The organism is Microbacterium sufflavum (assembly GCF_023091155.1).
Classification (GTDB): Bacteria; Actinomycetota; Actinomycetes; order Actinomycetales; family Microbacteriaceae; genus Microbacterium; species Microbacterium sufflavum.
The window spans coordinates 1233116-1247635 of the sequence record NZ_JAHWXK010000001.1 but is presented as its reverse complement, the minus strand read 5'-3'; the positions used below and the strand labels follow the sequence as shown (position 1 = coordinate 1247635).

14 protein-coding genes are annotated in these 14520 nt (G+C 72.7%); 8 read left to right on the top strand and 6 right to left on the bottom strand.

Features of this window, described 5'->3' with window-relative positions; translation table 11 throughout:
* Nucleotides 1-795 carry an SDR family NAD(P)-dependent oxidoreductase gene (locus KZC56_RS06175; RefSeq protein ID WP_247638108.1) on the top strand — a complete coding sequence of 265 codons (795 nt, stop codon included), beginning with the start codon at nt 1-3 and terminating at the stop codon, nt 793-795.
* Nucleotides 796-807: 12 nt separating this feature from the next.
* On the opposite strand, the gene KZC56_RS06170 is transcribed toward KZC56_RS06175, so the two are convergent.
* The gene (locus KZC56_RS06170) at nt 808-1683 is read right to left on the bottom strand and encodes an aminoglycoside phosphotransferase family protein (RefSeq protein WP_206252050.1); all 876 of its coding nucleotides are present in this window, start codon (nt 1681-1683) and stop codon (nt 808-810) included.
* 309 nt (nt 1684-1992) lie between these two features.
* Here KZC56_RS06170 and KZC56_RS06165 point away from each other — a divergent pair, with 309 nt between their 5' ends.
* Together KZC56_RS06165 and KZC56_RS06160 are read left to right on the top strand one after the other, a co-directional pair.
* A complete protein-coding gene (locus KZC56_RS06165; RefSeq protein WP_136030501.1) occupies nt 1993-2997 on the top strand; it encodes a magnesium and cobalt transport protein CorA in 1005 nt (334 codons plus the stop codon).
* Between the two features lie 64 nt (nt 2998-3061).
* Nucleotides 3062-3928, top strand: coding sequence for an alpha/beta fold hydrolase (locus KZC56_RS06160; RefSeq protein WP_136030503.1), 867 nt, complete (start codon nt 3062-3064; stop codon nt 3926-3928).
* A gap of 9 nt (nt 3929-3937) precedes the next feature.
* On the opposite strand, the gene KZC56_RS06155 is transcribed toward KZC56_RS06160, so the two are convergent.
* Complete coding sequence (locus tag KZC56_RS06155; RefSeq protein WP_206252051.1) at nt 3938-4465, bottom strand: hypothetical protein; 528 nt, start codon at nt 4463-4465, stop codon at nt 3938-3940.
* 54 nt (nt 4466-4519) lie between these two features.
* Between KZC56_RS06155 and KZC56_RS06150 the strand changes: the two genes are divergently transcribed.
* Nucleotides 4520-5251, top strand: coding sequence for an SGNH/GDSL hydrolase family protein (locus tag KZC56_RS06150; protein ID WP_247638107.1), 732 nt, complete (start codon nt 4520-4522; stop codon nt 5249-5251).
* A gap of 80 nt (nt 5252-5331) precedes the next feature.
* Here the strand turns inward: KZC56_RS06150 and KZC56_RS06145 are convergent, their stop codons facing one another.
* The gene (locus KZC56_RS06145; RefSeq protein WP_247638106.1) at nt 5332-6369 is read right to left on the bottom strand and encodes a lactonase family protein; all 1038 of its coding nucleotides are present in this window, start codon (nt 6367-6369) and stop codon (nt 5332-5334) included.
* A gap of 133 nt (nt 6370-6502) precedes the next feature.
* Here KZC56_RS06145 and KZC56_RS06140 point away from each other — a divergent pair, with 133 nt between their 5' ends.
* The 3 genes from KZC56_RS06140 to KZC56_RS06130 are packed head-to-tail and all read left to right on the top strand — an operon-like array spanning nt 6503 to nt 10017.
* Complete coding sequence (locus tag KZC56_RS06140) at nt 6503-7243, top strand: Type 1 glutamine amidotransferase-like domain-containing protein (RefSeq protein WP_136037204.1); 741 nt, start codon at nt 6503-6505, stop codon at nt 7241-7243.
* 30 nt (nt 7244-7273) lie between these two features.
* A complete protein-coding gene (locus KZC56_RS06135) occupies nt 7274-8629 on the top strand; it encodes an anaerobic C4-dicarboxylate transporter family protein (RefSeq protein WP_136030513.1) in 1356 nt (451 codons plus the stop codon).
* 20 nt (nt 8630-8649) lie between these two features.
* Nucleotides 8650-10017: a threonine/serine exporter family protein gene (locus KZC56_RS06130; RefSeq protein ID WP_136037205.1), complete on the top strand. Its 1368-nt coding sequence runs from the start codon at nt 8650-8652 to the stop codon at nt 10015-10017.
* 75 nt (nt 10018-10092) lie between these two features.
* On the opposite strand, the gene KZC56_RS06125 is transcribed toward KZC56_RS06130, so the two are convergent.
* The 3 genes from KZC56_RS06125 to KZC56_RS06115 all read right to left on the bottom strand — a co-directional run bounded on the left by KZC56_RS06125 (nt 10093) and on the right by KZC56_RS06115 (nt 11828).
* A complete protein-coding gene (locus tag KZC56_RS06125) occupies nt 10093-10689 on the bottom strand; it encodes a DUF305 domain-containing protein (RefSeq protein WP_247638105.1) in 597 nt (198 codons plus the stop codon).
* Nucleotides 10690-10762: 73 nt separating this feature from the next.
* Nucleotides 10763-11233, bottom strand: a complete 471-nt coding sequence (locus KZC56_RS06120) for a hypothetical protein (RefSeq protein ID WP_247638104.1) — start codon at nt 11231-11233, stop codon at nt 10763-10765.
* 43 nt (nt 11234-11276) lie between these two features.
* Nucleotides 11277-11828, bottom strand: coding sequence for an ECF transporter S component (locus tag KZC56_RS06115; protein WP_168442881.1), 552 nt, complete (start codon nt 11826-11828; stop codon nt 11277-11279).
* A 116-nt stretch (nt 11829-11944) separates the two neighbouring features.
* Here KZC56_RS06115 and KZC56_RS06110 point away from each other — a divergent pair, with 116 nt between their 5' ends.
* The gene (locus KZC56_RS06110; RefSeq protein ID WP_247638103.1) at nt 11945-14485 is read left to right on the top strand and encodes a LuxR C-terminal-related transcriptional regulator; all 2541 of its coding nucleotides are present in this window, start codon (nt 11945-11947) and stop codon (nt 14483-14485) included.
* Nucleotides 14486-14520 lie beyond the last annotated feature (35 nt).

Below are 14520 nucleotides of genomic sequence, written 5' to 3'. Positions count from 1 at the left end.
ATGCGCATTGACCTGACCGGAAAGACCGCCCTCGTCACGGGCTCCACCCAGGGCATCGGCCGCGCCATCGCCACGGCCCTCGCCGACGCCGGGGCCCGCGTCGCCGTCAACGGCCGCAGCGCCGACACGGTCGCGGCGGTGGTCGCCGAGCTGCGGGAGGAGAATCCCGAGCGGAACCTCGTGCCCGCACCCGGCGACGTCACCACCGACGACGGCGCCGCGGCCGTGCTCGCCGCCACGGGCGACGTGGACGTGCTGGTGAACAACCTCGGGATCTTCGGCGCGACCCCGGCACTCGACATCTCCGACGACGAATGGCGCCGCTACTTCGACGTGAATGTGCTCGCCGCCGTGCGACTCATCCGGGCGACGCTGCCGGGCATGATGCAGCGCGGCTGGGGGCGGGTGCTCGACATCGCCAGCGACTCCGCCGTCGTGATCCCCGCGGAGATGATCCACTACGGCATGTCGAAGACGGCGCTGCTCGCGGTGTCGCGCGGCTTCGCGAAGGAGGCGGCGGGCACCGGCGTCACGGTGAACTCGGTGCTCGCGGGGCCCACCCACACGGGCGGCGTGGAGGACTTCGTGTACTCCCTCGTCGACCAGGACCTGCCGTGGGACGAGGCCCAGCGCGAGTTCATGCGCCTGCACCGCCCGCAGTCGTTGCTGCAGCGGCTGATCGAGCCGGAGGAGATCGCGAACATGGTCGCCTATCTCGCCTCGCCGCTCGCGTCGGCCACGACCGGCGCGGCGGTGCGGGTCGACGGCGGCTACATCGACGCGATCGTCCCCTGATCCGCCCGCCCTCTAGAGCGGAGTGGCGAGCACCTCGTCGAGCACACGCCGGCTGTCGCCCGCTCCCGGTCCGGACGCGCTCGACCGGGTGACCAGCGCTTTCCACAGGGCCCAGCCCCTGGCACGCCTCCACGTCGCGGCATCGAGCCCGGCGGCGTCGCGGAACGCGTCGCGCGCCTCCCCGTCGAAGAACGTCCACGCGATGACGAGGTCACACGCCGGATCACCGACCCCGCACGTGCCGAAGTCGATCATCGCCGACAGGCGGCCGTCGCTGACGAGGAGGTTGCCGACGGCGACGTCCCCGTGAAACCACACGGGCGCAGCGTCCCAGGCCGTGGTGGTCGCGGCGAGCCACACGCTCCGGCACCGTTCGACGTCCACGTCGCCGTGCAGGTGCGCGAGCGCGGTCTGGACCTCCTCGCTGTACGCACTCGGATGCGCCCCCCGGTAGAAGGAGTGCCGGCCGGCTGCCGTACCCGCGTCGACGGGGAGGGACCGCAGGACGCGAAGGACGCCGCCGAGATCCTCGGCGAGTCGGACGCGGTCCACCCCCGCTGCGTCGTCGAGGGTGTCGCCGGCCAGCCACCGGCGCACGGACCACGGAAACGGATAGCCGCGGCCCGGCTCGCCGAGCGCCAGGACGGAGGGGACGGAGACGGGGAGCCTTCCGTCGAGGACCTCGAGTGCTCTGCTCTCCTTCCGAACGGCCGCCGCATAGGGCTCGGCGCTCGGAAGCCGGACCGAGAGCTCCTCGCCGAGACGGAACGTCCTGTTGTCCCACCCCTGCCTCGCCACCGCGCGCACGGGCAGATCAGCCCAGCGGGGAAACTGCTGTTCGACGAGCTCCGCCACCAGGCGTGCGTCGATGTCGATCGGTTCGCTCACTTCCCCATGCTCGCAAACGATCCGCTCGAACCGCACCTGGCCGGCTCCGCCGCCGACTTCTCAGGCCCGAGGAGTATGCTGGCACGTCGGGTCGTGTGACCCCCGAGAGTCCGGAAGGCGGTGATGGCGATGTCCGACGATAGTAACGACGCCGCCCTCGCTGCGTCGCGACTCCCTGCGCTCTCGCGTTGACCTTCCGGTCCGCGTCCGCACGTCCTGTTCCGCAGCCGTCGGCGGCGTCTCCCGCCCCCTGACGAATCCGCGCACGGAGCCTCCGCTGCCGTGCGCTCGCGAGAACGGAGCCGCATCATGGCGCTCATCGACAACGGCGTATACGTCCACGGACGTCGCGTGGAGACCCCGAGGAACCTGGACGAGACCTACCGCATGCTCGACGCGGCGGGCGGCATCGCCTGGATCGGCCTCTACCGCCCCAGCCCGGCGGAGGTCGAGTCCGTCGCGCGCGAGTTCGACCTGCATCCCCTCGCCGTGGAGGACGCGCTCTCCGGGCATCAGCGCTCGAAGGTGGAGCGCTACGGCGACACCCTGTTCGCGGTGCTGCGCCCGGCCCGCTACCGCGACAAGGAGGAGTCGATCGAGTTCGGCGAGCTGCACCTGTTCGTCGGGCCCGACTTCGTGGTGACCATCCGGCACGCCGAGTCGCCCAACCTCGCCGCCGTGCGCTCCCGCATGGAGGCGAACCCGGAGCTGCTGGCGATGGGACCCGAGGCCGTGCTGTACGCGATCCTCGACGAGGTGGTCGACGGCTACGAGCCGATCGTCGCCGGTCTGCTCAACGACATCGACGAGATCGAGGACCAGCTGTTCGGCGACGGCGCGGACGACAGCGCACTGTCCCGCCGCATCTACGAGCTGTCCCGCGAGGTGATCAACTTCCAGCGCGCCGTGCACCCCCTCAGCGGGATGCTGGAGTGGCTCCGCCGAGGGTCGGAGAAGTACCGCATCGACGAGGAGCTGCAGCGGTCGCTGCGCGACGTGCTCGACCACACGATCCGCGTCAACGAGCGGGTGGACTCGTTCCGCGCGATCCTGGAGAACGCCCTCACGGTGCACTCGGCGCTGGTCGCGCGGCGGCAGACCGAGGCGGGCCTGGCGCAGAACGACGAGATCAAGAAGATCTCCTCCTGGGCGGCGATCATCTTCGCCCCCACGCTCGTCGGCACGGTGTACGGCATGAACTTCGACGTGATGCCCGAGCTGCACTGGGCGTTCGGGTACCCGATGGCGATCGGGGCGATGGCGGCGTTCGCGGTGGGCCTGTACGGGGTGTTCAAGTACAAGAAGTGGCTGTGACCGCCCCTGGTGGAACGTCCGTGACGGCACGTACGATCCACGGGGACGCGCGAAGGAGATCGACATGACGCAGCACACCCTGGAACTGCCCGACGTGGATCTCGTGTACGACGTGCACGGCCCGTTGCCCACGGCCGACGGGCGGCGTCCGCTGGTCATGATCGGCCAGCCGATGGACGCCAGCGGGTTCCAGGCCCAGGTGGCGCTCTTCCCCGACCGCACTGTCATCACGTACGACCCGCGCGGCCTGGGGCGCAGCGTGCGGCACGACGGGGGCGTCACCAACGAGCCGGAGACGCAGGCGGAAGACGTGCACGCGCTGATCGAGGCGCTCGGCGCCGGACCGGTCGACCTGTTCGCGAGCAGCGGCGGCGCGGTGACGGCGCTCGCCCTGGTCACCGCCCACCCGCACGACGTGGCCACCCTGGTCGCGCACGAGCCGCCGATCGATGCGGTGCTGCCCGACGCCGAGGCCGCCCGCCGCGCCAGGGCCGCCTACACCCGCGCGTATCAGGACCGCGGCTGGGGCGCCGGGATGGCGGGCTTCCTGGCGATGACCTCGTGGGAGGGCGAGTTCACCGAGGAGTTCCTCGCGCAGCCGCTGCCCGACCCCGCCGCGTTCGGGATGCCCGCCGACGACGACGGATCCCGCGACGATCCGCTGCTGTCGGAGCGGTCGTGGGCGGTCGTCGACTACACGCCCGACATCGCGGCGCTACAGGCGGCACCGACGCGGATCGTGGTGGCGGTGGGCGAGGAGTCGCTGACGGGGTACACCGGACGGACCGCGCTCGCGCTGGCCGAACGGCTGGGCCAGCAGGCGACCGTCTTCCCCAGCCACCACGGCGGCTTCCTGGGCGGGGAGTCCGGCTATGCGGGCCAGCCCGAGGCGTTCGCCGCCACGCTCCGTGAGGTGCTCGACGCGGAATGACGAGGGCGCTCAGTCCTCGTCGGAGCGGCTGATCTCGTCGAGGAGGTCGTCAAGGGTGTCGAACTCCACCGTCTCGGAGCCGTCGAGCGCACGCACCTCGACGCCGTCGACCTCCAACTCCTCGTCGAGCTGCACCAGGATGCGCGACTCCGGGAACTGCTTCGGAGCGACGAACGCGAGCAGCACGGCATCGGCGAACACCACGACCGACGTGGCCTCCAGGTCGTCGCGCAGATCGATCTGCTCGACCACGGGCTCGTCGTCCACCGCGTCGTCGATGTCCGACGCGACCTCGTCGACGATCGCCCGCCACCGCGACTCGTTCACCGACAGCACGCGCTCCAGCGTGGCGACCAGCGCGTCATCGTCGACCTCGTCGTGCTCGTCGAGCTCCGGATCGACGTTCACCGAGACCGTGGCGCCCGCCGCGTCGATCCCGGCGCGGCCGTACACCAGGCCGTTCTCCGCGACGGGGTCGTCGAGCAGACCGGAGTCGGCGATGCGGGCGAGGAGACGGTCGAGCGCAGACGAGGTCATCCGTCCAGTCTCCCGCATCCGGGGTCGCCGTGGTCGGCCGATAGGCTCGGAGCCGTGCCGAACGCCGAATCCCCCGCCCCCGCTTCCACCACCGCCGACCTCCAGCGCCTCACCGCCGCCCTGGCCGATCCGGCGCCGCTGAACTGGCTGATCACGGGCGACTCGATCACCCACGGGCTGGTGCACACGCAGGGCGGACGCAGCTACCCCGAGCACCTGCACGAGCTCATCCGCGGCGAGCTCGCCCGCGTGCGCGACATCGTCATCAACTCGGCGATCAGCGGCAACCGCATCGCCGACATCCTCGACGACTGGGACCGCCGCGTCGCCTCCTGGAACCCCGACGTGGTGACCCTCATGATCGGCACGAACGATGTGTCGACCGGCGGCGAGCGCCCCGTGCTCTCGGCCGCCGAGTATGCGGAGTCGCTGCGGGAGTTCGTGCGGCGTGCGCGCGACCTCGACGCGGTCGTGGTGCTGCAGACGCCGCCCGCGGTGGACGGCCTCAACGCCCCGGAGCGGTCGCGGATCGCCGAGTTCGCCGAGGCCGTGCGGCGCGTCGCCGCGGAGGAGGACGTGCTCCTGGTCGACCAGTACGCCCGCTACGCCGAGCTGGGGAACGGCGGGGTGCCGTGGGGCCTGATGGGCGACCCGTTCCACCCGAACGCGGCCGGGCACGCGGCGCTCGCACTCGAACTCGCGCGCACCCTCGGCCTGACGCCCGCGGGCAGCCGCACCCTGCCGCTGCTCGAGGCGCAGGTCGGCGCCGCCCGCCTCAACGCCTGAGTCCGCGCCCGCGGGCAGCCGCCCGAGCCACCGGGACCGCCGGCGCCCCGAGCTGCCCGAGCGCTGACCGCAACCGCGACTCAGCGCCGCGGCGGCAGCGGCTCGATCCAGATCGCGCCGGGCACCCGGGTCTCCGCGGCGACCTCGGCCGTGGGCACCCCGTCGCGCAGGCGCAGCGCCACGACCGCGCCGTCGGCGGAGTGCACCGCCAGCAGGTGCCGGCCGGTGAGCACGAGATGTTCCGGCCGGGAGCCGCCGCCGGGCACCTCGGACACGCGCACCAGGCGGTCGCCGTCGATCCGGGCGGTCAGGATCGTGTCGGCGCCGCGGTTCGCGACGTGCACCAGGCCGCGCACGGGATCGTGCACCACCGTGCTGGGCGCGTTCGACCCGCCGGAGCCGTGCGCGGTCGCAGGCAGCACGTCGAGCACGCGGCGCTCGGTGACCGAGGCCAGCACGAGCGTCGAGCCCAGCTCGCCCGAGAGCGCGACCCCTCCGCCGCCGAGGTCGGCCACGTGCCGGGGTCCCGTGCCCGCGGGGAGCTCCAGCGGCGCCCGCTCGGCGAGGGTCGTCGGGTCGAGGATGCGCAGCACGTCCGCGCCGAGGTCGGTCACGCCGATGCCGGCGGCGAGCGCGAGGGCGTCGTGGGCGTGCGGGCCGTCCTGTCGTTCGGGGTCGGGTCCACCGCCGGTGAACGCGGCCACTCGGGCGGCCCCGGCGAAGCCGCCGTCCCGGTCGAGGTCGACCACCCCGAGCGCCCCGTTCCCGTACCCGGGGATCAGCAGGCGCCGCGAAGCCGCGTCGAACCGCACCCGGCATGGCAGCTCCACCCCCGGCAGGGCGAGGCTCTGCCGCACGACCCAGTCGGCCGCGCCGTCGCCGGGCCCGCGCGTGAGCCGATGCACTGCGCCCTCGGGGGTGAGGCCGGCGGCGTACAGGGAGCCGGACGGGTGGGCGGCGAGCGCGAACGGCCGGTCGAGCGCGACCGCGGCGTCGCGCGCCTCCCACCGTTCGGTCTCGGGATGCCAGACCAGCGTCCACAGCGCCGGGCGCTCGGACATCGCGCACACCGCGAACTCGCTCGATGCCACCGTGGGCCCTCCCGCCGTCGTCGACACGTCCCCTCCCACTATGGCGTGCGCCGACGGCCGCACCGTCCCTCACGTCGAGCGGGTGAGGAGTGCTGGACGCGCCGGGTCCCTCACCACTATGTTGACGCCTGAGAGCAGCCGTCGAACCGGGGGGTCACCGATGTCACATGTTGTCGCAACCGGAGCCGGGAAGGCCATGATGGAGCGCCGGAACGATCCGACGCACGACTACATCCTGAGACTCACCGGCAAGGACAGACCGCGGGTGCTGTTCGTCGGCACCGCGACGGGCGACGACACCGCCTACATCGTGAGCTTCTACTCCACGTACGACTCCGACCGGTGCGCGCCGCACCACCTGCCGCTGTTCCACCGTGCGGTCGACGACCTCGCCGGGTTCGTGAAGGGCTTCGACGTGATCCACGTGGGCGGCGGCAACACCGCCAACATGCTCGACGTGTGGAAGCGGCAGGGACTCGACGAGATCATGCGCGAGATGTGGGAGGACCCGGCGTCGAACGTGGTGTTCACCGGCGGCAGCGCGGGCGGGATCTGCTGGTTCGAGGGCGGCACGACCGACAGCTACGGCCCCACGCTGCAGGTGCTGCCGGAGGGCCTGGGCTTCCTGCACGGCAGCTTCTGCCCGCACTACGACGCCGAGGACCAGCGCCGGCCGCTGTTCCACGCCTCCCTGCTCAGCGGGGAGCTGTCGACCGGCTACGCGGTGGGCAACCTCCAGTCGCTGCACTTCGAGAACTCCGAGTTCGTGACGGCGATCAGCCCGGTCGACGACCCCCTCGCCCTGCGGGTGGAAGCGGTGGACGGGCGGATCGTCGAGACCGAGCTGCCCGTGCAGGTGCTCACCGGTACCGGGCCCATCGCCACCGGACCCTCCTCCTGACCGGGCCATCCTGATGATCGGGGCATCGTCATGAACGACAACGTCTTCCTCCTCATCGCCCAGCTGATCGTCGTCGTCCTGGCGATCTTCATGGGCACCCGCACCAGCGGGATCGGCCTGGGCGTGTGGGGCCTCGTCGGCGTCGCCGTGCTGGTGTTCGTCTTCGGCGAGGCGCCGGGCAACGCCCCCGTCGACGCGGTGTTCATCGTCATCACCGTGATCACGGCCGCCTCGACCATGCAGGCCGCCGGAGGCATCGACTGGATGGTGTCCGTCGCGGCGAAGGTCATCCGCAAACGCCCCAAGTCGGTGGTGTTCCTCGCCCCCGCGATGTCGTTCCTGTTCACGGTCGGCGCGGGAACGGGCAACATCTTCTATCCGCTGCTGCCGGTGATCTACGACGTGTCGTACCAGCAGAAGATCCGTCCGGAGCGGGCGCTGGCGGTCTCGGCCGTGGCCTCGCAGGTCGGCATCCTGTGCTCCCCCGTGTCGGCTGCGACCGCCTCGATGGTGGTGCTGCTCGCGCCGCAGGGCGTGGACCTCGGCGGGCTGCTGCTCATCATGTGGCCGGCCTCCATCGCGGGACTCCTCGTCGCGGCGCTCGTGATGATGCGCCACGGCAAGGACCTGGAGGACGACCCGGAGTACCAGAAGCGCCTGGCGGACGGGCAGATCAAGCCGCCGGTCGTCGACGCGCACGAGAAGACGCTGCCGAAGACCGCGGTGCTCTCCGCATCGCTGTTCCTCGCGGGCGTCGCGGTGATCGTGTTCTTCGGCCTGTTCGAGAATCTGCGACCGGTGATCGGCACCGATGACGGTGGCGACCCCGTGCGTCTGAGCGTGACCGTCATCATCGAGGTCACCATGGGCATCATCGCCGCCCTCATCTTCGTGTTCTGCAAGGTGAAGGCGGCCGACGTGCCCAAGCAGCCCACGTTCCCCGCCGGCATCGTCGGCGCCATCGCCCTGTTCGGCATCGCGTGGCTGGCGAACACCTTCGTCGCCGCGAACCAGACGCTCATCGTCGATGGACTCGGCTCCGTGGTGTCGGGGTCGTCGGCGTTCCTGGGCGCGCTGCTGTTCGCGCTGGCGCTGTTCGCGGTCGCGATGCTCACCACGAGCCAGTCGAGCGCGACGAACGCGATCGTGCCGATCGGCATCACGATCGGGCTGCCCGCCCCGCTGCTGGTGGGCCTGTGGCCGGCGACCATGGGCATCTACACGCTGCCCGCCAACGGCAGCCAGGTCGCCACGGTCGCGTTCGACCAGACCGGCACGACCAAGATGGGCAAGTTCGTGGTCGACCACTCGTTCCAGCTGCCGAACCTGGTCTACGTCGGCACCGCGATCGTGGTCGGCGTCGCCCTGTCGTTCCTGTTCGCGTGACATGACCGCGGTGGGGTGACATGACCGACGTCGTCGACCGGTCGGCGCTGCGCCAGTTCCTGCTCGGGCTGGCGCAGGGGATGAACGCCTCGGCGGAGTCGGTCGACCGCATCCGCGACACGATCGCCGAGGTGGCGCGCGCGTCCGGCGGCGACGACACCGACTTCGTGGTGCTGCCGACGATCATCATCGTGGAGACGGGCGACGAGGAGGAGGAGCGCGTCGCCATCCGTTCCGCGACCAACGCGTCGTTCCGCTTCGACCAGATCGCGGCACTGTACGAGCTGATCGCGCAGGCCCGCACCGGCGCGGTCGCGCCGCGCGACGGCATCCGGCGGCTCAACGAGATCGGCGCGATGCGACCGCGCCTCGGCTGGTTCACGCGCACGCTCGGGCACGCGATCCTCACCACCGGGCTCGCCCTGCTGCTCGCCCCCACCTGGCAGGGCGCGACCGTCGCGTTCGTGCTCGGTTTCGGGATCGGGCTGCTCAAGCTCGTGCGCTCGCCCACGCTGCAGCTCATCATGCCGATCGCGGCGGCGTTCGTGTGCGCGACCGCGGTGTTCCTGCTCGCGGAGGCCGTGGAGGTCGGCGACCCGATCCGCGTGCTGATCGCCCCGCTGGTCACGTTCCTTCCGGGCGGGGTGCTGACCACCGCGACGGTCGAGCTCGCCGCCGGCCAGATGATCTCCGGGGCGTCGCGGCTGGTCTACGGGTTCGTGCAGCTCGCACTGCTGGCGTTCGGCATCCTCGCCGCGGGTGCCGTGGTGGGGGTGTCGTCCGACTCGTACGAGCCGCTCGACGCCTCCTCGTTCCTGCCGTGGTGGGTGCCGCTGCTGGGGATCCTCGTGTTCGCGCTGGGCAACTACCTCCATTTCTCGGCGCCGCCGTCGACCTTCGGATGGGTGCTGCTCGCGCTCGTTGTCGCCTACGTGGGCCAGTGGGCGGGCACCGAGTTCATCGATCCGGCCGTGGGCGGCTTCGTCGGCGCGCTCGCGGTGACCCCGGTGGTGTTCTGGATCGCGGGGCTGCGGCACGGGGCGCCCTCGCAGCTGACGTTCCTGCCGGCGTTCTGGCTGCTCGTGCCGGGGGCGGCCGGACTGGTCGGACTGACCGAGGCGTTCGCGACCGACAACGGCCTGGCCGACTTCGCCGCCGCCCTCGTGTCGGTCATGTCGATCGCGCTGGGCGTGCTGATCGGCACGGCCCTGTACCGCGTGGTGCACCACGGCGCCGAGGAGTTCGTGCAGTTCGCGGTGGCTCCGCCGCCCGCTCCCGACGACACCCCCGCGCCCACGCTGTGGCAGCGGCTCGCGCACCCGCTGCGACGGGTGGCGCGCCGCGTCGGGAGGACCGAGCGGACTCCGCCGCGCCCGGATCAGCGATAGCCCTCGCGGCGATGTCCGGCGGCGGGGGAAGGGGTGAGCCCCGCGCCGCGCGAGGGCGACGCGGGGCTCTCGGCGTCAGAGGCTCGCGAGGATGTCCTTCATCTCCGCGATCTCGGCCGTCTGGGCGTCGACGATGTCCTGCGCGAGCGCCACGGCATCGGCGTTCTCGCCGTCCGCGAGCTGCACCTCCGCCATCTCCACCGCGCCCTCGTGGTGCACGATCATCTGCTCCAGGAACAGCCGCGACGCCTCGGGCCCGGTCGCGGCCTCGAGCGCGGCGAGGTCGTCGTCGCTCATCATGCCGTCGCCGTGGTCCATGGCGCCGGCGTCGGCCGCGTCGACACCCCAGTCGTCGAGCCAGCCCTGCAGCTGCTCGATCTCGGGCCCCTGCGCGGCCGTGATGCGTTCGGCGAGGTCGACCACGCGCGGGTCGACGCCGTCCTTCGCGAGCACGATGTCGGACATCTCGACCGCCTGCTGGTGGTGCACGATCATCATCGACGCGAACATCGCATCCGCGTCGTTCGCCCCGGCGGCCGGGGCGTCACTCGGGGAGTGGTCCATGCCGGAGTGGCCGGCGGGGCCCGCGGGCTCGCTCGACGCGCAGCCGGCGAGCGCGAGCGACCCCGCGATCACGAGGGCGGCCGCGGTACGGATGGTTCGATTCTTCATGGGTCTCTCTTCTCGGTCTTCTCGATCGGATGGGCGAGCGCGGTCGCGGTCGCCCCGGGCGCACGACGGCGCCTCAGGTCCGGCTGATGCAGAGCACGTGAAGAGACGGAGGTCGCGGGATCGGCAGGGTGCCGCGCGCGCGGAGGACGACCGTGGCCGCCGGTGCCGCGAGGGCCGGGGACGCCCGGTGGCGCAGGAGCAGGAGGAGCCCGCCGAGCAGGGCCAGCACGCACGCGGCGGCGCCGTCCGCGCCGCCGGCCGACGGCGCGGCGAGGGCTGCGGCGAGGTCGTGCGACGGCGGGGTGCTGCCCTCGTGCGAGGCGAGCGGCGCGGCGCGGTCGCCGCGGTCGTGGGCCGCGGAGCCCGGGCGGTCGTGGGCGGCGTCGCCCTGGGACGCCGTCGCGACGACCGCGGCGTGACCGGGGCCGTGCGCCCCGGCGGTGCCGTGCAACCCGAGCGCGTGCATGCCGAGCAGCCCGAGCAGCACTCCGCCCGCGAGCACCACCGCGAGCAGTGCCCCGCGCAGCGCCCGTCGATCGGTCATGCCCCGATACTACCCGCACGGGGTATAGGTATTCGGGGCGTGTTCAGCGGACGACGCCCGCGCGGGCCAGCAGCCTCCGCACCGCGATCACGACCCCGGCGACCGCGACCTCCCCGACCACGCGCGCGGCCAGCGTCGCCACGAGCACCGCGGGCACCAGGTGCTCCGGCGAGAACACCGGCAGCGCGACCAGGAACAGCGCGATCCCCGCGACGGCCCCGGCCGCCAGGATCCGCCCTGCGCCCACCCGAGCGTCGCGCCGCAGCGGAAGCACGAGGTCGAGCACCAGACCGCCGAGCAGGAGCGGGACCAGCCCGAGTGGTCCGATCGGCGACACCGCGACCGTGAGCGCCCCGGCCACGAACGCCGTCAGCGTGGCGGCGCCCGGCGTGCGCGTGACCACGCGCGCCAGGAACGGCAGGGCCGTGTGCACGGCGGCGACCAGGGCGTAGGCCGGGGGCGAGGCGGCCGCGAGCACTCCGGTGACGGGAACGACCGCGAGGAACACGAGCGCCTGGATCGCACCGAGCGCCGCACTGACCAGCAGGGCGCTGGTCGGCACGCGTCGCACCGTCTTCGCCCGCCCGTCCGTCACGTCTCCGAGCCTAGAGGCCACGGCGGCCGGCCGATCACCGACGTCGCCGCGGCGTCATGTCACCCGCCCGATCGTCATTTCGGAATATTGTGGAGGCGGGGACCTGGGGAGGGGACATGACGGATTCCGTCGCGCGTGAGAGCAGGCATCTGCCGCGCGTCTCGACGAACGTGATCGGGCGACCGCGGCTCAACGCAGCCCTCGAGACGGACACCCCGCTCACGCTGCTCCGCGGGGCATCGGGCTCGGGCAAGACCACCGCGGTGGTCGGCTGGGCGTTCGTCACCTCGTCCCGCGTGGTCTGGCTCACCGTGACCCCCGGGCGTGAGAGCAGCTCCGACCTCGCGCTGGCCCTGCTGCGCGCCCTTCGCGAACAGGCGCCAGAGGGCAGGGCTTCCGCAGACCCCCCGACGGAGTCACCCGGGGAGCTGTGGGCCGCGGTCACCGAGCATCTGTGCCCGCTCACGGAGCCGCTGGTGATCGTGCTCGACGACGCCGCCGCGCTCGACCGCGAGAGCGTGTTCGACCTGTGTCGCACGATCGCCGCGCTCCCGCTCGTGCGACTCGTCGTCGCGACCAACCGGCCCAGTCCCTTCGACAGCGCCGGGCTTCGCCTGGTGATCGACACCGCGCTTCTCGGCCCGCAGGAGCTCATGTTCGACCACGACGAGATCCGCGCGATGCTCGACCCCGCCGTCGACGATGACACGGTCCAGGCGATCCAGGAGGCGACGGGCGGCTTCCCCGCGGCCGTCCGGGCGGCGGCCCTGCACGGGGGCGGGTCGGCCGTCGTCGAGGCGGCATCCGCGACGATCGAGGACTACCTCCGGGCTCGCATCGAGCGGGACGACTTCGCCGAGCGGACCCTGGACGATCTCGTCCGGCTCAGCATCACCGACGCCGTCGACACCCCCCTCGCTGCCGCACTGACGGGCAACCCCGACATCGTCCACGCCCTCGAGGAATCCGAGGTGTTCGGCTTCGGGCACTGGGAGCCCGGTGAGCCCCGCCTGTTCCGGCTGGCCCCGCACGCCCGCACCCTGCTGCGCCGCGAGCTCCGCCGCACACACCCGGCCGAGATCCCCCGGTTGCGGCGCCTCGCGGTGGAGGGCGCCGTGCGGCGGGGCGCTCCGTTCGAGGGGCTGCGTCTGGCCGTGGAGGAGGACGACCTCGCCCTCGCGGCACACGTGATCATGTCGGGATGGAGCCACCTGCTCGACCACGACGGCAGGGCGGTCGTGCGACTGCTCGGCGACCTCCCGATCGCACGCCTCAAGCAGGAGCCGCTCGTGGCGATGCTCCTCGGCATCTGCCTCAACGCCAACCGGCTGCGCCGCCTGCGCGGACTCCAGCTCCTGCGCCTGGCGGTCTCGGCAGCGAACGGGCGGAAGACCCGCCTCGCGGCGACCGAGCGCCTCTTCATCTGGACCGCCGAGAGCGCGGCCCTGCGGGTCATCGGCATGCCCGACCGGGCGGGACAGGTCGCGGCCCGTGCCCTCGCGCTGTTCACGGAGACCCCCGAGAGCGAGTGGCACCGCTACGCCCGGGAGATGCCGCTGCTGTGCACCCACCTCGCGCTGTCGCTGTACTACGGAGGCCGCCGCGAACAGGCGGTGGGGCTCTTGGAGGAGGCCGCGGCTCTCGCCGCTGCGCAGGGCACCGGCAACGGGTTCCACGCCATGAGCCTGCTCGCCGGGATCCACGCCAGGGCCGGAGACCTCCCCGAGGCGCGGCACTTCGTCGGCCTCCTCCGCGACGGCGGTCACAGCCAGGAGCTGCTCGACGGCTACCGCGGCACGTTCTACCGCGTGGCCGAGGCGATGCTCGCGGTCGAGGACGGCGACCTCCACGCCGCGAAACAGCACGTACGGGCGTTCCTCCCCCACCGGGCGACGAGCGAGCACTGGACGACCATGGCCGCCGTGGAGGCGTGGATCGCGCTGCACGACGGCGACGCCGCGGGCGGCCTCGAACGCCTGGAGTCCTTCGCCAGGATGCGGGGACGCGAGGGCGCAACACCCCACGCACGACAGGCCCTCAGCCGCCCGCGGATCCTGCTGCACCTCGCGCTCGGCGACGTCCGGGCCGCCCGCAGCATCAAGCAGCGCGACGCGCCGGGCGACCGCTTCGCGACGCTGCTGGAACGCGCCAGGGTGGCCCTGGTCGACGGTCGTGCGCCGGAGGCGGTGCGCATGCTGGCGCAGACGCGGCTCCAGCCGACCACGTCTCGCGAGCGCGCGGAGGCCGCGGCCGTGCAGAGCGCCGCCCTGCACCGCGTGACCCCGGCCGCCGCGCAGCCGACCACCGACGCGCTGGCCGCGCAGCTCGCCGACCGGGAGCTGCGGACCCCGATCGCCCTGCTCGGCGCCGAGGACTTCGCGGCCGTGCGCGCCGACCTGGCCCCCCTCGGCGGCGCGCCCCTGCCCACGCGTTCCGCGCTGCCGTCGTTCGCGACGCGGCCGCGACTGTCGTCCCGCGAGCAGGTCGTGCTGCACGCCCTCACCTCGGGGGCGGCGCTGCCGGACATCGCCGCCGAGCTGAGCGTGTCGCCGAACACCCTCAAGACGCAGCTGCGCAGCATCTACCGCAAGCTCGACGCGGCCAATCGCACCGAGGCGCTGGAACAGGCCGCCCGGCACGGACTGCTCCCCGACTGATCCCGAGGGCTCCCGGCCGCGCGTGGGGCGGCGGC

Coding starts and splice junctions, on each gene's coding strand:
- KZC56_RS06135 (WP_136030513.1), top strand. CDS start 7,274: ATGAACGACAACGTCTTCCTCCTCATCGCCCAGCTGATCGTCGTCGTC.
- KZC56_RS06120 (WP_247638104.1), bottom strand. CDS start 11,233: ATGACCGATCGACGGGCGCTGCGCGGGGCACTGCTCGCGGTGGTGCTC.
- KZC56_RS06130 (WP_136037205.1), top strand. CDS start 8,650: ATGACCGACGTCGTCGACCGGTCGGCGCTGCGCCAGTTCCTGCTCGGG.
- KZC56_RS06155 (WP_206252051.1), bottom strand. CDS start 4,465: ATGACCTCGTCTGCGCTCGACCGTCTCCTCGCCCGCATCGCCGACTCC.
- KZC56_RS06165 (WP_136030501.1), top strand. CDS start 1,993: ATGGCGCTCATCGACAACGGCGTATACGTCCACGGACGTCGCGTGGAG.
- KZC56_RS06175 (WP_247638108.1), top strand. CDS start 1: ATGCGCATTGACCTGACCGGAAAGACCGCCCTCGTCACGGGCTCCACC.
- KZC56_RS06140 (WP_136037204.1), top strand. CDS start 6,503: ATGTCACATGTTGTCGCAACCGGAGCCGGGAAGGCCATGATGGAGCGC.
- KZC56_RS06160 (WP_136030503.1), top strand. CDS start 3,062: ATGACGCAGCACACCCTGGAACTGCCCGACGTGGATCTCGTGTACGAC.
- KZC56_RS06110 (WP_247638103.1), top strand. CDS start 11,945: ATGACGGATTCCGTCGCGCGTGAGAGCAGGCATCTGCCGCGCGTCTCG.
- KZC56_RS06125 (WP_247638105.1), bottom strand. CDS start 10,689: ATGAAGAATCGAACCATCCGTACCGCGGCCGCCCTCGTGATCGCGGGG.